Genomic DNA, 19,140 nt, shown 5'->3' with positions numbered 1-19,140 from the left:
CCGGGCGCGTTTTTTTTGCGCTTATAGTCACTCTTCTTTTTTCACCTCATACACTTCTTGACACGGCGTGCTATGATAACCTCAAAACCATGTCTGAGAATCTCACCAAGAACTGTACGAACGAAGCACAGCTAGAGAAAATCCGCAAAGGACAAGAGCGCAAGTTCCGTTGGAGGGACGATTGGCCTGCTATGGAAAAAGCCATCATGGCAGCGGGTGCCACTGCTATTGCCGCCTATGAAGACAAGCACAAACAAGAACCACACGCATAAAAGCATACACATGACCACTGCCTCCGAACCGACTACCTACCAGCTCATCGACGGTAAGAAAACCGCCGAGGACATCAAAGTTGAAATAGCCGCCGAAGTCGAAGCGTTGAAAGCTGCTGGTCAGAAAGCACCGCACTTGGCTGCCATCCTCGTCGGCCACGATGGCGGCTCCGAGACGTATGTGCGCAACAAAGTGCTGGCCTGCGAGCGAGTAGGCTTCGGCTCTACGCTGTTGCGTTACGAAGATGACATTACCGAGGCGGAACTGCTGGCGAAGGTGGAGGAGCTGAATCAGAATCCGGAAATCGATGGGTTCATCGTGCAGCTGCCCTTGCCCAAGCACATCAACCCTGATAAGGTAATTGAAGCTATTCGGCCGGAGAAAGATGTCGACGGTTTCCACCCCATGAACTTAGGTCGGATGGTGGCGGGGCTGCCGGCGCTGCTGCCCGCGACGCCTTCGGGCATTGTGGAGCTGCTGGCTCGCTATAACATCAAGACGAGCGGCAAGCACTGCGTGGTGATTGGGCGCAGTAATATTGTGGGTACCCCCGTTAGCATTCTGCTTGCGAAGAACTTGGAGCCTGGCAACTGCACCGTTACTTTATGTCACTCGCGCACGAAAGACCTAGCCAGCATCGTGCAGCAAGCCGACATTGTGGTGGCAGCCCTGGGTAAGCCGGAGTTCGTGACGGCCGACATGGTGCAGCCCGGTGCCGTGGTTATCGACGTGGGTACGACGCGGGTAGAGGATGCCAACCGCAAATCGGGCTTTGTGCTGAAAGGCGACGTCAACTTTGCGGAGGTGGCGCCCAAAGCTAGCTACATCACGCCCGTGCCCGGTGGCGTTGGCCCCATGACCATTGCCATGCTCCTGCGCAACACCTTGCGGGCGGCGAAAGGCGAAGTTTATCCGCGGTAAAAGCGAATCTAACGGGCGGAATGTGAGAAGATTCCGCCCGTTCTGCTACTTTTAGGGTCTGACTGTTGGTCATTAGCGGACTTTTTTTGCGGTCCGGTTGTTGTACCCCACAGTCAGGCTCTTTCGTTTTTATTTCGCTTTGCTACACTCACTTTCCATACTTACGCCGTCTGCTGAGCCCACGGCGGCTGTGGCACTGCCCCTGATGGAGCAGTTCTACACAATTCAGGGCGAGGGTTACAACACGGGCCGCGCCGCGTACTTTTTGCGCCTAGGCGGTTGCGATGTAGGCTGCGTCTGGTGCGACGTAAAAGAGTCGTGGGACGCTGACCAGCACCCGCGCGTGGCCATTGCCGACATGGTAGCCGCCGTTACTGAGCACCCCGGCCGCAACGTCGTGATTACCGGCGGCGAGCCCCTCATGCACGACCTTACGGCTTTGACAGGTGCGCTCAAAGAAGCCGGCTGCCAAACCTGGATTGAAACCTCCGGCGCTTACCCGCTCACCGGGCAATGGGACTGGATCTGCGTGTCGCCCAAGAAATTCAAGGCGCCGCTGCCACAAGTGCTCCAACACGCAGATGAGCTGAAGATTATCGTCTTCAACAAGAGTGACTTTGCCTGGGCGGAAGAGCACGCCGCGCAAGTAGGGCCGCAAACCCGTCTTTACTTGCAGCCCGAGTGGAGCAAAGCCACCGCCATGATGCCACTCATTGTCGATTATGTGAAGGAGCATCCGCAGTGGCAGGTATCCTTGCAAACCCATAAATTCCTCGACATCCCGTAGGTTCCCCCACCTCGCTATGCGCTGTTTGCTCCCCGCTTCCTTATTGCTGCTCGCGCTGGCGGCGGTATCGCCCACGTCAGTTCAGGCCCAGGCTAAGCTTTCTACTACGAACACGAAGGCGACTAACCTGTGGGAGAAAGCCCAGGAGCAGGCCAAAAACCGGGACTTTCCGAAAGCCATTGAGACGCTGACCCAGCTTAATCAGAAGTTTCCGTCGCTGCCGGAACCGTTCGTGATGAAGGGCTCGATGCTGAAGGCAATGGGTGAAAACCAGGCGGCTTTCGAGGCGTACCGCGACGGCTTGTCGAAGACGCCGCTCAACCCAACGCGGGCCAACGACTACTACACGCTGGGCGAGCTAGCCATCAGCTTCGGCGACTACCAGACGGCCGCCGACAGCTACAAGAAATACCTCAAAGTTGCTCCTAAGAGCCAGCGCACGCTCGCCCGCGCTCAGCGGCAGCTGCTGAACTGTGAGTTCGCCGTAAAGGCCATGGCCAATCCGGTGGGCATTGCACCTACTCGTTTAGGTGAACCGCTCAATACCTTTCATTTTCAGTACTTTCCGGCCCTGACGGCAGATAACCGCTTTCTGCTGTATACCATCCGGCCCACGGCGCAGGTGCAGAGCAACGAAGACCTGTTCATCGCCAAACAGAACAAAGACGGCAGCTTCGCCGCACCGGTTTCGATTTCGCCAGTCATTAACACGCCTTATAACGAGGGCGCAGGCACCATCTCGGGTGACGGCAAAACCCTCGTTTTTGCGTCCTGCGACCGGCCTGGTGCCGTTGGCAACTGCGACCTGTACATCTCGCGGCGCACCGGCAACAACTGGAGCAAGCCCGAAAACCTAGGTCGCAACGTGAATTCGGTGGAGTGGGACTCGCAGCCGACGCTTTCCGCCGACGGCCGTACGCTGTACTTCACCTCCACGCGGCGCGGTGGCAAGGGGCAGGAAGACATTTACATGACAACCTTGCAACCCGACGGCACCTGGAGCCTGGCCAAGAACCTAGGTGAGCCAGTGAATACAGCGGGCAAGGACATGGCGCCCTTCATTCACGCCAGCGGCACCACGCTCTACTACGTCACGGACGGGCTGGTGGGCATGGGCGGCCTCGACGTGTATCGTTGTGAGCTTGAAGCGCCTACGCGCTGGAGCATCCCGCAAAACCTAGGTTATCCGCTGAATACGTTTGAGAATGAAGCCTCGCTCTTCATTAGCTCCGACAACCGTCGCGGCTTCTGCTCGCGCTCCAGGGCTGCGGAACCCGGCGTGAAGTCGGAGCGCGACCGGCCGGTGGAGCTGTTTGGCTTTGAAGTGCCCAAGCAGGTGCAGGCCCGCGAAACCAGTACCTACACGCAAGGCCGTGTGTTTGATGCCGTTACGAAGAAGCCCATCAAGGCCGACGTGCAGCTCTACGACCTGAATTCCGACGAGCTAACGCAGTTTGTGACTTCCGACCCCGAAGTGGGCGACTACACCGTGGTGCTCAACGAAGGCCGGCAGTACGCCATGTACGCCGCCGCCGACAAGTACCTGATGAAGAGCCTCAACTTCGACTATACGGATAAGCATAGCTTCGACCCGCTCACGCTCGATATCTACCTGGAGCCCGTGCGCGCCGGGCGCAGCATCGTATTGAACAACCTGTTCTTCGATACCAAGCAGTACGAGCTGAAGCCGAAGTCGCAAACGGAGCTGAACCGCCTGATTCAGTTTATGCGTCAATACAAAGATATTCAGGTGGAAATATCCGGTCACACCGACGACGTGGGTGCCGACGCGGACAACATGACCTTGTCGCAGAACCGGGCGCGCTCCGTGTACAATTACCTGGTGAAGCAGGGCATTCCGGAAGCTAGGTTGCGGTTTAAAGGCTACGGCGAAACCAAATCGCTCGTGGCGAACGACTCAGAAGCCCACCGCCAGCAGAACAGACGCATCGAGCTGCGGATTCTGTAAATAATCCAGCCGAGTACAAGTAGCAAAAGTCTCAGCGACAACCGTCGCTGAGACTTTTTTTATTTATACTATTCCTTCTCTGTTGGACTATGACTAGGCTGACAATGAGCCTAAAGACTAGGATAGGTGAAAGTTATTGATTAGAATAGTGATAAAAAATAATATTATTGTTAAATATATATTCTTACATTTGATCAGGTAGAACAATAGTACTAAACGAGGTACAGCACTTTTGTAGTGGCTTGGTAGCCGTTTTATCTTCCTGAATCATGATGTTTTTCTAATTCTTTTTAACCCTTAGTATTATGATAAAACTTTGTCTCTTAGCCATTACCGTATTCACGCTGCAAAGCGGAGGCGGTAATCACGGCCGTTCTGCTGCCGACATGCCGCCTTCCATACGAGCCCGGGCTTTGAACATGACGCGGGCATTGTCGGCGAAGGTGAACCTGGAAGAAGGGCAGTACGTGAAGGTGAAGCAGCTCAACGAGCAGATGCTAACCGAGGTAGAGGTTATAAAAATCCAGTATGCCGCTGATCAGGCGGCTCTGGACCAGCACCTGGCCGAAGCGCAGTCGCAGTATGACGCGGCCTTGCTGGACCTGCTGCGCCCAACGCAGCTGGCTTCCTATAAACAAGCTCGCAGCAGCATGACGGCATTGCTCAACCCGGCTAAGTAGCGCTCCTGACCCACAACCAACTTTGAAGAACCTAGCCCACGAAGAAGGTAAGTTGACCGCCAGCCTTCTTTGACGGGTGAAAGAAAGGCGAGTTGCTACGGGCTTATATCAGGGGTTGTAGAAGACAGTTGGACAGGCTTGGCAAAGAGCTGTTCAGCTATTGGCTAAAAGCCAGATATAAAAAATAGTAATAAACCTTTTATTTATAATTTATTTCTAATATATTCAAGTGTTCGATGCAAACGCGAGGCTATTCTGCCAACGGAAATCCGTGGAAACCTAGGTTCGCATCGGGCGGCTTGTCACCACTTTCTTTCAACTCCACTCAAAATCTCCACCACCATGAAAAAAAGCTACTTCGCCCTCGGACTTATTCTAAGCCTCAGCGCTCCGCTTGCCACGCAAGCCGGACAGGGCAACGACAATGTGCTCAACAGCCGCGCCACTACCATGACCCGGCAAATCGCCAGCAAAGTGAAGCTGAGCGAAGGACAATACGTGAAGGTTCGTAAGCTAAACCTGCAAATGCTCACCGCCGTCGCCGATCTGAAGGCGCAGTACGCCGCCGATCCGGCTGCCCTCGATGAGCGCATGGCAGAGGTGCAGATGCACTACGAATGGGATATGGCCGCCATCCTGTGGCCTACCCAGATGATGGCCTACAACCAAGCTAAATCCAGCATGACGGCCCTGTCGATCCATTAAGTCAGCTAAACCTAGGTCCACAAAAAAAGCCCGCATGTAGCGGGCTTTTTTTGTGGCTTAGCCAACGGAAATCTAGCGGTTGCCGATTTCTACGTAGTCGCGCTCGGTGGCGCCGGTGTAGATCTGACGCGGGCGGCCGATGGGCTCTTTGTTCTCGCGCATCTCTTTCCACTGGGCAATCCAGCCGGGGAGGCGGCCCATGGCGAAGAGCACGGTGAACATTTGGGTCGGAATGCCCAGGGCTTTGTAGATAATGCCCGAGTAGAAGTCGACGTTCGGATATAGCTTACGCTCAACGAAGTATGGGTCGGTGAGGGCGGCTTGCTCCAGCTCCTGCGCGATGGTCAGCAGCGGGTCATTGACACCTAGCTCTTTCAGCACTTCGTCGGCGGTTACCTTGATGATCTTGGCGCGCGGGTCGAAGTTCTTGTAGACGCGGTGACCGAAGCCCATCAGACGGAACGGGTCGTTCTTGTCTTTGGCTTTGTCCACGAACTTCTGGGTGTCGCCGCCGTCGCGCTGAATGGACTCCAGCATCTCGATCACCTCTTGGTTGGCACCACCATGCAGCGGGCCCCACAGGGCGTTGATACCGGCCGAAACTGAGCCGTAGAGGCTGGCATTCGAAGAGCCTACCAAACGCACCGTCGAGGTCGAGCAGTTTTGCTCGTGGTCGGCGTGCAGGATGAGCAGCTTGTTAAGAGCACGGGCCACCACCGGATTTACCTTGTACTGCTCGGTGGGGAAGCTGAACATCATGTACAGGAAGTTCGAGCAATAGTCGAGGTCGTTGCGCGGATAGTTCAGCGGATGACCCATTTGGTTCTTGTACGTCCAGGCCGCAATGGTCGAGATTTTGGCCATCAATCGGTAGATGTTCAGGTCGATTTCTTCCTTGCTCTGCACCGGGTCGATGCTCTTGGGGTAGAAGCCGGTTAGCGCGCAGACCAGGCTCGAGAGGATAGCCATGGGGTGGGTGCTGCTCGGGAAACCGTCGAAGATCTTGCGCATATCCTCGTGCACGAGGCTGTGCATGGTGATGTGGTGGCTGAAGTTATCCAGCTCCGATTGGGTAGGCAGAGCGCCGTAGATCAGCAGGTAGGCTACTTCCAGAAAGCTGGATTTCTCCGCGAGCTGTTCGATGGGGTAGCCCCGGTAGCGCAGAATGCCTTCCTCGCCATCGAGAAACGTGATGGCACTCTTCGTAGCGCCCGTGTTCTTGTAACCCGAGTCGAGGGTTACGTAGCCGGACTGGTCACGCAGCTTGGCAATGTCAATTGCTTTCTCGTGCTCAGTGCCCTCTGTGACCGGAAAGGAGTAGGTCTTTCCGTCCAGGATAATTTCAGCAGACTCTGCCATAGGGATAGTTGGAGGTGGTGATGAGGCGAAACTAAAGAATTAGCCGCAAGGCCAAAAGTCAAAGACGATTTGAATACTATACTACAAGCTGAGCGGGGTGGTTGTTTCGGTAAACCATGCCAGCCAAGCGGCAAGATAGGGCTAATCTTAAGCTTAGTGGCAGTGGCAAACGAGAGAAACTTGCAGTTAAATGGCAAATACCTGACACCTAGGTGTGCTTCGAATGAACGATCAGCCTGCAAAGCAAAACCTAGGTCGGGGAAACTCACCCGGCTGCCCCGGAGTACACCGCGTACACCTGCTTCTCTGAAACGAATGAACTACCATGCACTCGGCAAGTCCGACCTGCGCATCAGTGAAATCAGCTTCGGCTGCATGTCGCTGGGCGACGACCATGCCGCCAACACCCGGCTGCTGCATCAGGCTTTGGACCTAGGTATCAATTACTTCGATACCGCCGACCTGTATCAGCAAGGCGAAAACGAGGTGACCGTCGGCAAAGCCTTCCACGACCGGCGCGATAAGGTTATTCTGGCCACTAAAGTCGGCAACCAGTGGCAGCCCGATGGCAGCGGCTGGGATTGGAATGCCAGCAAAAGCTACATTCTGCAAGCCGTCGACAAGAGTCTGCAGCGCCTCCAAACCGACTACATCGACCTCTATCAGCTGCACGGCGGCACCCTCGACGACCCCATTGACGAGACGATTGAGGCGTTTGAACAGCTTGTACAGCAGGGCAAAATCCGGTACTACGGTATTTCATCTATCCGCCCCAGCGTGATCCGCGAGTACGTGCGGCGCTCCAACATCGTGAGCGTGATGATGCAATACAGCCTGCTCGACCGCCGTCCCGAGGAAAGCTGCCTGGGCTTGTTGCAGGAACATCAGATCAGCGTGTTGGCAAGGGGTAGCTACGCGCAGGGCTTGCTGCTCGGCAAGCCGCTGAAGGAGTACCTAGGTCATACACCGGAGATGATAGCCAAAGCGGCTACGATGGTCAAGGAACTGGCAGATGCAGACCGAACAGCCGCCGAAGTGGCCGTGCGGTTCGTGCTAGGTTCGCCGGCAGTGGCGTCGGCAGTACTCGGTATCCGAGCGAAGGAGCAGCTGCACGAAGCTAGCCAAGTGGCGAAAGCGCTGCCGCTGACGCCAGCCGAGCTTGAAGAGTTGCGCAGTACGGTGCCGCCCAACCGTTATGAGCAGCACCGCTGAGGCCGAAATCTGACGTTAATTTTCCGATTTGACCTTCACGGTGCCATCATCAGTGTCTTTCTTCACTACGTTGCCTTCGGCGTCTTTGACCTTGATGTCGCCGTCGGCTTGCTTCTTAATTTTGCTGCCGTCGGCTCCTTTCACGGTCGTGCCGGCCGGCAAATCAGCGGCTTGTTCCATGGGTGATTTGTCTTGCGAGCAGGAGGTGAAAGTCGTCGTGGCGAGGCCGCAGCAAAGTAGGATGAGGAGTGCTTTCATGGGTAGATGAAGACAGGTGTAAGATGACCTGTTCTCATCTACGCACACCTAGATTTACTGTTGTGCTTGCGCCTGAAAGAGTTAGAAGAGATGGTGCGCAGTAGACAAACTAAGCCCTAGTGAGGCGGCACCTAACCTAGGTGCCGCCCCGTTGGGGCTCCAGTATTATATCACTGGTTTTTTACCAACATATCGCCCCACTGGAGCTAGACCTTCGGTATTCTGTAACCTAGGCTACGCGCCCTCATTTACCGATGCAAAACTGGGTGAAGATGCTGGTCAGCAAATCATCGGAGGAAATTTCGCCGGTGATTTCACCCAGGGCAGCCAGGGCCTGACGCAGGTCGGCGGCCAGCAGCTCGGTGCCCGTTCCGGTGTTCAATCCGATCAGCACGGCATCGAGGGCGGCGGCCGTGGCTTCCAGGCTGCGGGCGTGGCGCAGGTTGGTGACGATGGTCGTGGCGCCAGTCTGATCTAGTCCTTCGCCACGGACGCGGGCGAGCAAGGCTTCCTGCAATTCCTCCATGCCTGCGCCACTGGCCGCTGCTATCAGCACGGTGTCGGGCAGGCGGCGGAAAGCCTCGATCTGCGCCTCAGAAGCTAAGTCCAGCTTGTTGCCAACGAGCAATGTCGGGATCTGCTGGTCGGGATTTAGAGCTTCCAGCTCTGCTTTAACTTCAGCTGGTGTATTTAGCGTAATATCAGTTAGATATAGCAGTAAAGCAGCCTGCTGAACCCGCTTACGGGTGCGTTCCACCCCGATGGATTCTACCACGTCGGTCGTCTCACGCAAGCCGGCCGTATCCACGAAGCGGAAGCGAATACCCTCGATGCTGACCTCATCCTCAATCAGGTCGCGGGTAGTGCCTGCTACGGCCGACACGATGGCGCGCTCCTCGTTGAGCAGGGCGTTCAGCAGAGTCGATTTGCCCGCGTTAGGCTTGCCGGCAATAACGGTCGTCACGCCGTTCTTGATGACATTACCTAGCTCGAAGGAGCGTAGCAGCCGGCGAACCAGCACCTGTACTTCTTGCAGAAGCGCCACCAAGCCGGTACGGTCGGCGAACTCCACATCTTCTTCCCCAAAATCCAGCTCCAGCTCCAGCAACGCTGCGAACTGCACCAAGCGAGCCCGCAAAGCGCGCAACTCCTGCGAAAAGCCACCGCGCATCTGCTGCAACGCCACCTGATGCGACAGCGCCGAGTTGGCGGCAATCAGGTCGGCTACGGCTTCGGCCTGGGCCAAGTCGAAGGCGCCGTGCAGAAAGGCGCGCTTCGTGAACTCGCCGGCTTCGGCCAGCCGGGCGCCGCGGCGGGTGAGCAGACCCAGTATCTGCTGCACGATGTAGTCGGAGCCGTGGCAGCTGATTTCCACCACATCCTCGCGGGTGTAGGAGTGCGGCGCCCGAAAAAGCGAAACGACTACTTCGTCCAGGATCCGCTCTCCGTCGCGAATGGTGCCGTAGTGGAGCGTGTTGCCGGGCTGGTCGCGCAGGCGCTTGCCGGAAAACACGTCGTCGGTGAGGGCAATTGCATTCGGACCCGAAAGGCGCACGAGCGCAATAGCGCCCGCGCCCGGCGGCGTGGACAGCGCCACGATGGTATCGGAAAGAACGGGAGGTAAGAAAGCGGCCACAGCGAAAGAAGTGATAATTGCCGCAAAGGTACGCAGTTCAATTTCGTGTTATCTGACGTCTAGGGGAGCCATCCCATTTTTGGGTCAAAACGTATTTCGTTAATTCTTTCTGAGGATAGTTTCCGTCAAATGACCAGATATCAAGGTGGTCGATAATACCTTCTCTAATAATCAACGTTGCGTTAGCTCCAATAGCTAACTCAGGTGACCTAATCTCAACGCCATCAAAGATGTTGGCGCCGTCTGCCAGCTTGAAATTATGAATAAGTGACGAGTGGGAGAATTGAACGATAAGACCTACTCCTGTATAGTTGTATTCAGTATCCGTTAGGAACTGAACTTGGTTTTGCAGAAGTAACTCGTCACCATCAAGTAGTAAATTCAGGATATCTGCTACAAGCTTCGACTGAATCATTTAAGCCACGAATAAATTACGACTAACCTCAGCCGAAATCAACGTCTTGCGCTGATTGTCTATTTTGATTTCTAGCGAGTTATCAAAGACTGCTTTATCTAATACTTCAATGCGAGTGCCCAGGCCTAGGCCAGCCTTATCCAGATACTGGAGGAACGATGGAGACGTATTCCGGACCGCTACCAAGGTGCCACAGTCATGAGGGTTGAGGTCGGCGAGCAGGCGATTCTGGGGCTGCCGCATGGCGCCGTCTTCGGTCGGGATAGGGTCGCCGTGCGGGTCTATTTGGGGGAAACCCAGAAACTCGTCGAGGCGAGTAATGAGCAGGGGCGACTGAAGATGCTCCATTTCCTCGGCTACGTCGTGCACCTCGTCCCAGTTGAAACCTAGCTTTTCCACCAGAAACACCTCCCACAGCCGATGCTTACGAATGGTGAGCAGCGCCAGCCGGCGGCCTTCGTGCGTGAGCGACACCCCACGGTAGCGTTGGTAGTGCAGCAGGCCTTTCTCACCGAGGCGGCGCAGCATATCCGTCACCGAGGCCGCCCGCGTTTGCAGCACTTCCGCAATGCGGTTGGTGCTGACCTCCGTGCCGGGTTCGGCCTCCGCGAGCTTATAGATGGCCTTCAGGTAATTTTCCTCGGTGTAACTCGGCATTGCTTTACGTGTAAAACTAAAGTTGTCATGCTGAGCTTGCCGAAGCATCTCTACCGCCAAAGTAAATGATTACTACTGCAGTAGAGATGCTTCGACCAGCTCAGCATGACGTGCTGGCATGACTTGCCAGTAACTTACCACTTAATCAAAGCGGAAGCCCACGTGAAGCCGGAGCCGAACGCTGCCATGCACACCAGGTCGCCGCGCTTGACGCGACCTTCCTGCACGGCTTCGCTTAGGGCAATCGGGATGGAGGCGGCGGTCGTGTTGCCGTAGCGCTGAACGTTGCTGAAAACCTTATCGTCGGTCAAACCTAGCTTTTGCTGCACATACTGACTGATGCGCAGGTTAGCCTGGTGCGGAATCAGCATATCGATGTCCTGGGGCTGGTAGCCGTTCTGATCAAGGGCTTCCTTGATAACCTGGGGGAAGCGCACCACGGCGTGCTTAAACACGTTCTGGCCATTCATGTAGGGGTACATATCGGGCTCGTTGTTGATGGCGACATGCACCCGGTCTTCGCGGTTGGAGCCGGGCTCTTTCACGATCAGCTCCTCGGCGTGCTCGCCCTGTGCGTGCAGGTGCGTGCTCAGAATGCCATGCCCTTCGCGGGTGCTGGGCCGCAGCACCACGGCGCCGGCGCCGTCGCCGAAGATGACGGACACGGCACGCCCGCGCGGACTCTTATCCAGACCTGACGAGTGGATTTCGGAACCAACCACCAGCACCGTGTCGTACATGCCGGTCTTGATGAACTGATCGGCCATCGAGAGGGAGTAGATGAAGCCCGAGCACTGGTTGCGCACATCGAATGCCGGTGTGGTATTTTTCATACCTAGCTCGCGCTGCATCAGCACGCCCGAGCCGGGGAAAACGTAGTCGGGCGAGAGGGTGGCAAACACGATAAGCTGCACGTCGTCGGGGGTGAGGCCGGCCGCGTCGAGGGCGCGTTGCGCGGCCTTGGCACCCATGTTGGCAGTTGTATCGACGCCCTCCGTAAACCAGCGCCGCTCCTGAATGCCGGTGCGTTCCTGAATCCAGGCGTCGGAAGTTTCCATAAGCTGTTCAATGTCCGCGTTGCGGATGACACGGTCGGGAACGTAGTGGCCGACGCCGGCAATTTCAGAATAACGGAGAGTAGACATAGGCGGGAGAGATTGGGCAGGGGAGATGGGTGGAAAAGTCAGTCGAAACTACTAGAAAGCGTCAAATTCTGGGCTATTGCGGCCGAAAACGGGCGCCAAAGTTCGGGAGTTATACCAGAGAATCTACTATATGCCACAATTTAGGTGCTTCTGAGGTCCAGAGGGCGTCTTTAGAGGCGCCGTGGGGGTAGAACACCCGGGCCCGTAAACGCTCGACAAAGTTCGAGTTTTCTAAGGGCGGCCGAAAGCGGACGATCATGCCGGCCTGCTGCGCTTCCACAACTTCGGTCCAAAGCGCGGCTGGCGGCGTCAGAATAGGGAGGCCGTTGGCCAGGTATTCGAACAGCTTGGTGGGCATACAGCGTGCCGAGCTAGGGTGCCGTTGATAAGGCAGCAAACCTAGGTGACTGCGCTGAATTTCAGCCACGATGCGCGCATGCGGCACCAACTCGGCGCCGCCGATAAGCGTGATGCCCGGATCAGCCGCTACGATGGCTTGGAGGTGCGCCAGCACTTCCGGCTGCTGGCAGAACCCAATGATGGTGAGGTGCGCCGCCGGCCATTGCTCCCGCAGTTTTTGGGTGAAGCCAATGGCTTCGAATACGCCGTTTAGCTTCGAAATTGTACCTGAGTACAACAATCGTAGCGGCTCGCTGGGTTCCGGCAGCGCACGCGCTTGGGTCGGTACACTTTCGCCTGGCTGCGGCTGGTATTTATTTTCTAGAATAACGGTGTGCTCTTCGGTGGTAAAGGGCAGCTCGTCGGCGTAGCTGCGCTCGGCCAGAATAATCTGGGCGGCGCGGCGGGCAGCGGTCGTTTCTATGCGGCGCACGAGGCCGGCCAACGTCCGGCGTAGCCAGCCAGGGTAAACCTGCTGGGTGAGAATGTTGAGCGCATAGTTCTCGCGCACGTCGTAGAGGAAGTGTCGGCCCGGACCTAGGCTGCGCCACAATAGCGTGAGCGGCAGCAGCTCTGGCGCGTGCACAATCACCAACCTAGGTTTCAGCGTTTTTAGCAACCGCCAATAGCGCCACTGGGCCACCAGCCGACCCAGGCTCAGGCGCGAGCCCGCCAGCAGCTCGTGGGTATGTAGGTTGGCGGGTGCATTATCAGGCCTTGGCGCCCGGCGGCCAGCCACATGCACTGTCAACTCCGGCCGACTAGCCAAGGTGCGCCCGAACTTGCCGAACATGCGCGTGTCGTCGAGGGGTTTCAGGACGGAGGCCAGCAAAACAGAGGTCAAAGGCGGCATATTGGCCGTGAAGATGGTAAGTTTGCGCCTGAATGGCTGAATTGTTTCAGAGCTAAATGGTTGATTGCTCTGTGAATGATTGAAACCGCTGTCGGACAATCAGCCATTTAACCTTCAACAATTCAGCTATTTGATTTAAATGACCGACCTCCAAAGCATTATTGAAGCGGCCTGGAATGACCGCAGCCTGCTCCAGCAAACCACCACTACCGACGCCATCCACGCCGTTATCGAAGAGTTGGATAAAGGCCGCCTACGCGTGGCTCAGCCCATTGAGGGCAAAGAAGGCGAGTGGCAGGTGAACGACTGGGTGAAGAAAGCCGTCATCCTGTACTTCCCTATTCAGCAGATGGAAACCATTGAGCTGAAGCCTTTTGAGTACCGCGACAAAATGCGTCTCAAAACTGACTATGCCAGCCAGGGCGTGCGTGTGGTGCCGCCCGCTACGGCTCGCTACGGCGCCTACCTAGCTTCCGGCGTCATCCTGATGCCGAGCTACACCAACATCGGCGCCTACGTGGGCGAGGGCACGATGGTGGATACGTGGGCTACTGTTGGCTCGTGCGCGCAGATCGGCAAAGGCGTGCACCTGAGCGGTGGCGTGGGCATCGGCGGCGTGCTGGAGCCCGTGCAGGCGGCCCCAGTTATCGTGGAAGATGGCGCCTTCATCGGCTCGCGCAGCATCCTGGTAGAAGGTTGCCACATCGGCAAAGAAGCCGTAATCGGTGCCGGCGTAACCATCACCGGCAGCACCAAGATTATCGACGTAACCGGCCCTGAACCGAAGGAGTATCGCGGCATCGTGCCGGCGCGCTCGGTCGTTATTCCGGGTTCGTACGCCAAGCAGTTTCCGGCCGGCGAGTTCCACGTTCCGTGTGCGCTCATCATCGGTCAGCGCAAGGCCAGCACCGATCTGAAAACGTCGTTGAACGACGCCCTGCGCGAGAACGACGTGGCGGTATAAAGAAGTTTTGAGTGTTGAATGGAAATCACTCGCTCAAACTTTCTAACTGGTTTACAAACAAAAAGGCCGCTGCTCAGAGGAGCAGCGGCCTTTTTAGTAAAAGGTAGGTCTTACTTCGCGGCCGTAGCCGACTTCTTCAGCTTGTCGCCGAATACGGCACGTACTTTATCGACTTTGGGCTTCACCACAAACTGGCAGTAAGGCTGAGTGCCGTTCAGGTTGTAGTAGTCCTGGTGGTAGTTCTCGGCCTTGTAGAAGGTCGGGGCGGCGGTGATTTCCGTCACAACGGGGTTCGGGAAGGCATGAGCGTCGTTGAGCTTCTTCTTGTACTCCTCGGCTAGGCGCTTCTGCTCGTCGTTATGGTAATAAATCACCGAGCGGTACTGAGTGCCTACGTCGTTGCCCTGGCGGTTGAGCGTCGTCGGGTCGTGGGTTTTCCAGAACACCTCCAGCAGCTCCTCGAAGCTTACTTTGCTTGGGTTGTAGGTGATGTTCACTACTTCAGCGTGACCCGTCAGGCCCGAGCATACTTCCTTGTAGGTGGGGTTCGAGATGCGCCCGCCGGCATAGCCTGATTCCACTTTCTCGACACCTTCCAGGTCCTGAAAAACGGCTTCCGTGCACCAGAAGCAGCCCGCGCCAAATGTTGCTAATTCCATGTTCTTAGTTGAAGTTACAGGTTGAGTTACGGCCTTGCCCTGCGCAAAACTGACCGAAGAAAGGCCCAGCGCCAGCAGCACGGCCGTCAAAAGCTTTACCATACGAATACAAGGATATTGCAGGCGAAAAAGTTTAAAAAGCTGAACGGTGTAGGAACGCGCCACGGCGCGTTCGGCGCAGGTGCCGCCTGAACGGTGCTCGTTGCTTTACCTAGGTTTACTCAGCGCGTCGTGCAACGCCGAACGCGCCGTGGCGCATTCCTACGCAAACCGCTCGGCCAGCACCAGCTCCTTCGTACCGTGACCCCAGGAGTAGAACCCTTCGCCCGATTTTACGCCCAGGCGGCCAGCGGCTACCATATTTACGAGCAAAGGGCAGGGGGCGTATTTCGGATTGCCCAAACCTTCGTGCAACACCCGCAAAATAGCCAGGCACACATCCAGCCCGATAAAATCGGCGAGTTGGAGCGGGCCCATCGGGTGGGCCATACCTAGCTTCATCACCGTGTCGATTTCGGCCACGCCGGCCACGCCTTCAAACAAGGTGTAAATCGCCTCGTTGATCATCGGCATCAGAATGCGGTTGGCGACGAAACCAGGGTAATCGTTCACTTCCACCGGCGTTTTGCTGAGCTGTCGGGCCAGGTCCATCACCTGCACCGTTACAGCGTCGGAGGTAGCGTAGCCGCGGATAACTTCGACGAGCTGCATCACCGGCACCGGGTTCATGAAGTGCATCCCAATCACCTGCGTCGGCCGCTGGGTGACGGCCGCAATCTGGGTGATGGAAATAGACGAGGTATTGGAAGCTAGGATGGCTTCTGGCGGCGCGTGCTGGTCCAGGTCACGGAAGATCTTCAGCTTCAGATCGATGTTCTCAGTGGCCGCTTCCACCACGAGCCGCGCTTCGCGCACGCCATCGGCTATGCTGGTGTAAGTCGTCAGTCGACCTAGGGTTGCGGCCTTTTCGTCAGCGGTGAGGGTGCCTTTGGCGAGCTGCCGGTCCAGGTTTTTGCCGATGGTGCCCAAGGCTTTGTCGAGGGCGGCCTGATTGATATCGATGAGGGCGACGGGAAAGCCGTGCTGCGCGAATACGTGGGCAATACCATTGCCCATGGTACCGGAGCCAATAACGGCGACGTTGAGCATGAGAGGGAGAATTTGGGTGGAGGTAAAAGCTGCCCGGCCGCGGCTGCCGGGCAGTAATAGCGGCAAAGCTAAGCGGAAAAACAGTGTGCCGTCGACTAACTGTAAGCGGCACTAGATCCGCCGAAAGAAAAAAATCGTATTGGCGAAAAACTGCGCAATACGCTCAGAAACTGGCTGTTTTCCGCAAAAAGCCCAACAAATTGCGGTAATTCTTTAATCCAAATATATCCTTTTGAAATACCGCAGCGTACAAACCTCCAAATCGTCGCACCAAGTGCCTCTGTAAAGAAGAACTTGGTATGAGGCGAAAGGTTTCTCTCCCCCTTTCCATCATCAAAACTCTTCCAAACACCATGGGTAATTTGCTGTACATCATCGCCGTCATTCTCATTATCATCTGGGCGCTGGGCTTCTTCGGCGTATTAGGTACTGGCATGGCCAGCGGTAACCTGATTCACATTCTGCTGGTGCTGGCTATCATCGCCATTGTGCTGCGCCTGATTCGCGGCGGCACAGTATAGGTTAGCCAACTAGTTGTCTGAAAACAAAAAGGAGCTGCTCTCACCAGAGCAGCTCCTTTTTTATAGGTTTGAACCTAGGTTTACTTACCTAGGTAATACAGGAAATTAAAGCGGATTTCCGGCTGGCCGTAGGGCGATTGCCGGTAGCCTTCACTATCAACTCCGTCGTTGAAATTGTATAGAATCACAATGTCAGCGGCGAACCGGTCACTGAACTCCTGCCGGTAGCCAGCACCAGCCAACAACGTATTGGCTACGGAGTGGGCCTTTATTACTTCCCCTGTGTCGTAAGTGCCCTTCGCATTTAGCTGCGTAACCTCGTACTCTCCGTGCAGGAAAAACTGATCTATTATCCGGTACTGCGCAAAAGCTTTCACCCCCACATTGTTGTAGTGAACGCTCTTAATGTATGGGCTCCTTGGAGGCGTGTAGTACGAGTTGTTGACGCTGATGTAAGAGTAACTTATTCCAGGGCCTACTGAAAAACGGTCGTTTACTCTATAACCAATAGCTGGCGCTACGCCAGCATTAAACTGCCCTTGTCCGTTGAAGCTCGTATAACCTAGACCGAAATTGGTGTACAGGAAATACTTGCGCACCGGCTTCGGCTGCTCAGCAGAAGACGTGCCTTTTGGAAAGCTCAATCCAGAAGGATTGTCCTGGTTAGGCCTAGGCTGCTGCGTGGGCAGCGGCTCATCAATGGGCGGTGGTGCCGGCACGGGCACCGCTGGTCGCGGCGCCTTTTTCTCGTACGAAGGATAAGAAGGAGCTGTACTGGCCGGCGGAGCCGTGTTGAGCTGCGGCTTGGCACCGGGCGGGGCCGTGTTCAACTGGGGCTTGGTAGAGGTAGTGTCGGTTTGTGCCAGGGCCGCCCCAGGAGCCACCAGCAGGCTAGCCCCCGCAAGGGCTAGCATGGAAAGAAGACGTTTCATAGACAGCTACAACGTGCTTACGACACGAGTTGGTACATGCGCTGGCGTTGCGCTTTTATCTGCTCGTCGGCCAGGTATTCTTCGTACGTCATCCGACGATCCAGGATGCCGTCTGGTGTCAGCTCGATGATGCGATTCGCCACAGTATCAATGAACTGCAAATCGTGGGAGGCAAAGATGAGCGTGCCGCTGAAGTCGCGCAAGGAGTTGTTCAGCGCCTGAATGCTTTCCAGGTCGAGGTGGTTCGTCGGGTCGTCGAGCACGAGCACGTTGCCGGCTTCCATCATCATCTTGGAGAGCATGCAGCGCACTTTTTCGCCCCCGCTCAGCACGTTGGATTTCTTCTGCGACTCCTCGCCCGAAAACAGCATGCGGCCCAAGAAGCCCCGGATGAAGCTTTCGTCCTTTTCGGTTGAGTATTGCCGCAGCCAGTCTACCAGGTTCAGGTCGGTGTCGAAGAACTCGTTGTTCTCCTTCGGGAAGTAGCTCGGCGTGATGGTAGTGCCCCACTTGAAGGTGCCTCTCTCCGCTTTGATCTGCTCGAACAGGATGTCGAATAGGAGGGAAGCGGCGCGGTCGTCGCGGCCCACGATGGCCACCTTGTCGCCTTTATCGAGCGAGAACGACACGTTGCGGAAAATGGTCTGTCCATCCACCGAAGCAGCCAGGTTCTCTACCGTCAGCAGCTGGTTGCCGGCCTCGCGCTCCGCCTTGAACGCAATGTAGGGGTACTTGCGCGACGACGGCTTAATCTCCTCCAGCGTAAGCTTTTGCAGCAGCTTCTGGCGCGAAGTAGCCTGCTTGCTCTTGGAAGCGTTAGCCGAGAAGCGGCGCACGAACTCTTCCAGTTCCTTGCGCTTGTCTTCGGTCTTCTTGTTCACCTCCTGGCGCTGACGCAAAGCCAGCTGCGACGACTCGTACCAGAACGAGTAGTTGCCCGGATACATCGTGATTTTCGAGAAGTCCAGGTCGGCCATGTAGTTACACACGGCGTCGAGGAAGTGGCGGTCGTGGCTCACCACAATTACCGTGTTCTGGAACGAATCGAGGAAGTTTTCCAGCCACAGCACAGTTTCGGCATCGAGGCCGTTGGTAGGCTCGTCGAGCAGCAGCACGTCAGGGTTGCCGAACAGCGCCTGCGCCAGCAGCACCCGCACCTTATCGGAGGTACCTAGGTCGGCCATCAGGGTGTGGTGCTTGTCTTCGCCAATGCCCAGGCCGCTGAGCAGCTCGGCGGCTTCGTAATCGGCATTCCAGCCTTCCAGGTCGGCAAACTCGCCTTCCAGCTCAGCGGCGCGCTCACCGTCGGCGTCCGAAAAGTCGGGCTTGGCGTAGATGGCGTCTTTTTCGGCCATCACCTTCCACAGGCGCGTGTGGCCCATAATCACGGTTTGGAGCACCGGATAGTTGTCGTACTCGAACTGGTTCTGCTTCAGTACCGAAAGGCGGGCACCTTTGGGCATGTCAACCGAACCCGTGTTGGCTTCAATCTCACCCGACAGAATCTTCAGGAAAGTTGATTTGCCGGCGCCGTTGGCCCCGATGAGGCCGTACACGTTGCCGGGCAGAAATTTAATCGTAACGTCTTCAAACAGAACGCGCTTACCGTAGCGCAGACTTACGTTGGAGGTGCTGATCATAGCAGA

20 protein-coding genes are annotated in these 19,140 nt (G+C 56.3%); 9 read left to right on the top strand and 11 right to left on the bottom strand.

Features of this window, described 5'->3' with window-relative positions; all coding sequences use genetic code 11:
- The first annotated feature begins 89 nt into the window (after positions 1-89).
- The 6 genes from IEX74_RS10460 to IEX74_RS10435 all read left to right on the top strand — a co-directional run bounded on the left by IEX74_RS10460 (position 90) and on the right by IEX74_RS10435 (position 5,335).
- On the top strand, positions 90-272 hold the full coding sequence (locus tag IEX74_RS10460) for a hypothetical protein (protein ID WP_086593362.1): 183 nt from the start codon (positions 90-92) through the stop codon (positions 270-272).
- 10 nt (positions 273-282) lie between these two features.
- Positions 283-1,194, top strand: coding sequence for a bifunctional 5,10-methylenetetrahydrofolate dehydrogenase/5,10-methenyltetrahydrofolate cyclohydrolase (locus IEX74_RS10455; RefSeq protein ID WP_188813797.1), 912 nt, complete (start codon positions 283-285; stop codon positions 1,192-1,194).
- 205 nt (positions 1,195-1,399) lie between these two features.
- On the top strand, positions 1,400-1,981 hold the full coding sequence (locus IEX74_RS10450) for a 7-carboxy-7-deazaguanine synthase QueE (protein WP_188814119.1): 582 nt from the start codon (positions 1,400-1,402) through the stop codon (positions 1,979-1,981).
- A gap of 16 nt (positions 1,982-1,997) precedes the next feature.
- Entirely contained in the window at positions 1,998-3,950 is a 1,953-nt protein-coding gene (locus IEX74_RS10445; RefSeq protein ID WP_188813795.1) for an OmpA family protein, read from the top strand.
- A 305-nt stretch (positions 3,951-4,255) separates the two neighbouring features.
- Complete coding sequence (locus tag IEX74_RS10440; RefSeq protein ID WP_188813793.1) at positions 4,256-4,630, top strand: hypothetical protein; 375 nt, start codon at positions 4,256-4,258, stop codon at positions 4,628-4,630.
- Between the two features lie 342 nt (positions 4,631-4,972).
- Complete coding sequence (locus IEX74_RS10435; protein ID WP_188813791.1) at positions 4,973-5,335, top strand: hypothetical protein; 363 nt, start codon at positions 4,973-4,975, stop codon at positions 5,333-5,335.
- A gap of 72 nt (positions 5,336-5,407) precedes the next feature.
- Here IEX74_RS10435 and IEX74_RS10430 read toward each other — a convergent pair whose 3' ends face one another.
- A complete protein-coding gene (locus tag IEX74_RS10430) occupies positions 5,408-6,694 on the bottom strand; it encodes a citrate synthase (protein WP_188813789.1) in 1,287 nt (428 codons plus the stop codon).
- Positions 6,695-7,009: 315 nt separating this feature from the next.
- Here IEX74_RS10430 and IEX74_RS10425 point away from each other — a divergent pair, with 315 nt between their 5' ends.
- Positions 7,010-7,906: an aldo/keto reductase gene (locus IEX74_RS10425; protein ID WP_188813787.1), complete on the top strand. Its 897-nt coding sequence runs from the start codon at positions 7,010-7,012 to the stop codon at positions 7,904-7,906.
- 15 nt (positions 7,907-7,921) lie between these two features.
- On the opposite strand, the gene IEX74_RS10420 is transcribed toward IEX74_RS10425, so the two are convergent.
- The 6 genes from IEX74_RS10420 to IEX74_RS10395 all read right to left on the bottom strand — a co-directional run bounded on the left by IEX74_RS10420 (position 7,922) and on the right by IEX74_RS10395 (position 13,269).
- Entirely contained in the window at positions 7,922-8,164 is a 243-nt protein-coding gene (locus tag IEX74_RS10420; protein ID WP_188813785.1) for a hypothetical protein, read from the bottom strand.
- A 244-nt stretch (positions 8,165-8,408) separates the two neighbouring features.
- Positions 8,409-9,800, bottom strand: coding sequence for a tRNA uridine-5-carboxymethylaminomethyl(34) synthesis GTPase MnmE (gene mnmE, locus IEX74_RS10415; RefSeq protein WP_188813783.1), 1,392 nt, complete (start codon positions 9,798-9,800; stop codon positions 8,409-8,411).
- Positions 9,801-9,837: 37 nt separating this feature from the next.
- Entirely contained in the window at positions 9,838-10,215 is a 378-nt protein-coding gene (locus IEX74_RS10410) for a hypothetical protein (RefSeq protein ID WP_188813782.1), read from the bottom strand.
- Positions 10,216-10,872, bottom strand: a complete 657-nt coding sequence (locus IEX74_RS10405; protein ID WP_188813780.1) for a metal-dependent transcriptional regulator — start codon at positions 10,870-10,872, stop codon at positions 10,216-10,218.
- Between the two features lie 134 nt (positions 10,873-11,006).
- Positions 11,007-12,017, bottom strand: a complete 1,011-nt coding sequence (locus tag IEX74_RS10400; protein WP_188813778.1) for a 3-oxoacyl-ACP synthase III family protein — start codon at positions 12,015-12,017, stop codon at positions 11,007-11,009.
- Between the two features lie 109 nt (positions 12,018-12,126).
- Positions 12,127-13,269, bottom strand: coding sequence for a glycosyltransferase (locus IEX74_RS10395; protein WP_188813775.1), 1,143 nt, complete (start codon positions 13,267-13,269; stop codon positions 12,127-12,129).
- Between the two features lie 139 nt (positions 13,270-13,408).
- On the opposite strand from IEX74_RS10395, the gene IEX74_RS10390 reads away from it, so the two are divergent.
- Positions 13,409-14,233, top strand: coding sequence for a 2,3,4,5-tetrahydropyridine-2,6-dicarboxylate N-succinyltransferase (locus tag IEX74_RS10390; protein WP_188813773.1), 825 nt, complete (start codon positions 13,409-13,411; stop codon positions 14,231-14,233).
- A gap of 110 nt (positions 14,234-14,343) precedes the next feature.
- Here the strand turns inward: IEX74_RS10390 and msrA are convergent, their stop codons facing one another.
- On the bottom strand, positions 14,344-14,892 hold the full coding sequence (gene msrA / locus IEX74_RS10385) for a peptide-methionine (S)-S-oxide reductase MsrA (protein ID WP_188814118.1): 549 nt from the start codon (positions 14,890-14,892) through the stop codon (positions 14,344-14,346).
- A gap of 261 nt (positions 14,893-15,153) precedes the next feature.
- On the bottom strand, positions 15,154-16,041 hold the full coding sequence (locus IEX74_RS10380) for a 3-hydroxyacyl-CoA dehydrogenase family protein (RefSeq protein ID WP_188813771.1): 888 nt from the start codon (positions 16,039-16,041) through the stop codon (positions 15,154-15,156).
- Positions 16,042-16,394: 353 nt separating this feature from the next.
- Here IEX74_RS10380 and IEX74_RS10375 point away from each other — a divergent pair, with 353 nt between their 5' ends.
- Positions 16,395-16,562, top strand: a complete 168-nt coding sequence (locus tag IEX74_RS10375) for a lmo0937 family membrane protein (RefSeq protein ID WP_188813769.1) — start codon at positions 16,395-16,397, stop codon at positions 16,560-16,562.
- A gap of 80 nt (positions 16,563-16,642) precedes the next feature.
- Here IEX74_RS10375 and IEX74_RS10370 read toward each other — a convergent pair whose 3' ends face one another.
- Both IEX74_RS10370 and IEX74_RS10365 read right to left on the bottom strand, forming a co-directional pair.
- Positions 16,643-17,494: a hypothetical protein gene (locus IEX74_RS10370; RefSeq protein WP_188813767.1), complete on the bottom strand. Its 852-nt coding sequence runs from the start codon at positions 17,492-17,494 to the stop codon at positions 16,643-16,645.
- A 17-nt stretch (positions 17,495-17,511) separates the two neighbouring features.
- Positions 17,512-19,134: an ABC-F family ATP-binding cassette domain-containing protein gene (locus tag IEX74_RS10365; protein WP_188813765.1), complete on the bottom strand. Its 1,623-nt coding sequence runs from the start codon at positions 19,132-19,134 to the stop codon at positions 17,512-17,514.
- Positions 19,135-19,140 lie beyond the last annotated feature (6 nt).

This window comes from Hymenobacter cavernae (assembly GCF_014641455.1).
In the GTDB taxonomy this organism is placed as follows: Bacteria; Bacteroidota; Bacteroidia; order Cytophagales; family Hymenobacteraceae; genus Hymenobacter; species Hymenobacter cavernae.
Note: the sequence above shows the minus strand (reverse complement) of the source record. Positions and strands in the feature narration are given on the sequence as shown.

Bases quoted from the DNA above. Each gene is read 5' to 3' on its own strand.
- IEX74_RS10460 (WP_086593362.1), top strand. From the start codon at position 90: ATGTCTGAGAATCTCACCAAGAACTGTACGAACGAAGCACAGCTAGAG.
- IEX74_RS10455 (WP_188813797.1), top strand. From the start codon at position 283: ATGACCACTGCCTCCGAACCGACTACCTACCAGCTCATCGACGGTAAG.
- IEX74_RS10450 (WP_188814119.1), top strand. From the start codon at position 1,400: ATGGAGCAGTTCTACACAATTCAGGGCGAGGGTTACAACACGGGCCGC.
- IEX74_RS10445 (WP_188813795.1), top strand. From the start codon at position 1,998: ATGCGCTGTTTGCTCCCCGCTTCCTTATTGCTGCTCGCGCTGGCGGCG.
- IEX74_RS10440 (WP_188813793.1), top strand. From the start codon at position 4,256: ATGATAAAACTTTGTCTCTTAGCCATTACCGTATTCACGCTGCAAAGC.
- IEX74_RS10435 (WP_188813791.1), top strand. From the start codon at position 4,973: ATGAAAAAAAGCTACTTCGCCCTCGGACTTATTCTAAGCCTCAGCGCT.
- IEX74_RS10430 (WP_188813789.1), bottom strand. From the start codon at position 6,694: ATGGCAGAGTCTGCTGAAATTATCCTGGACGGAAAGACCTACTCCTTT.
- IEX74_RS10425 (WP_188813787.1), top strand. From the start codon at position 7,010: ATGAACTACCATGCACTCGGCAAGTCCGACCTGCGCATCAGTGAAATC.
- IEX74_RS10420 (WP_188813785.1), bottom strand. From the start codon at position 8,164: ATGAAAGCACTCCTCATCCTACTTTGCTGCGGCCTCGCCACGACGACT.
- IEX74_RS10410 (WP_188813782.1), bottom strand. From the start codon at position 10,215: ATGATTCAGTCGAAGCTTGTAGCAGATATCCTGAATTTACTACTTGAT.
- IEX74_RS10405 (WP_188813780.1), bottom strand. From the start codon at position 10,872: ATGCCGAGTTACACCGAGGAAAATTACCTGAAGGCCATCTATAAGCTC.
- IEX74_RS10400 (WP_188813778.1), bottom strand. From the start codon at position 12,017: ATGTCTACTCTCCGTTATTCTGAAATTGCCGGCGTCGGCCACTACGTT.
- IEX74_RS10395 (WP_188813775.1), bottom strand. From the start codon at position 13,269: ATGCCGCCTTTGACCTCTGTTTTGCTGGCCTCCGTCCTGAAACCCCTC.
- IEX74_RS10390 (WP_188813773.1), top strand. From the start codon at position 13,409: ATGACCGACCTCCAAAGCATTATTGAAGCGGCCTGGAATGACCGCAGC.
- msrA (WP_188814118.1), bottom strand. From the start codon at position 14,892: ATGGAATTAGCAACATTTGGCGCGGGCTGCTTCTGGTGCACGGAAGCC.
- IEX74_RS10380 (WP_188813771.1), bottom strand. From the start codon at position 16,041: ATGCTCAACGTCGCCGTTATTGGCTCCGGTACCATGGGCAATGGTATT.
- IEX74_RS10375 (WP_188813769.1), top strand. From the start codon at position 16,395: ATGGGTAATTTGCTGTACATCATCGCCGTCATTCTCATTATCATCTGG.
- IEX74_RS10370 (WP_188813767.1), bottom strand. From the start codon at position 17,494: ATGAAACGTCTTCTTTCCATGCTAGCCCTTGCGGGGGCTAGCCTGCTG.
- IEX74_RS10365 (WP_188813765.1), bottom strand. From the start codon at position 19,134: ATGATCAGCACCTCCAACGTAAGTCTGCGCTACGGTAAGCGCGTTCTG.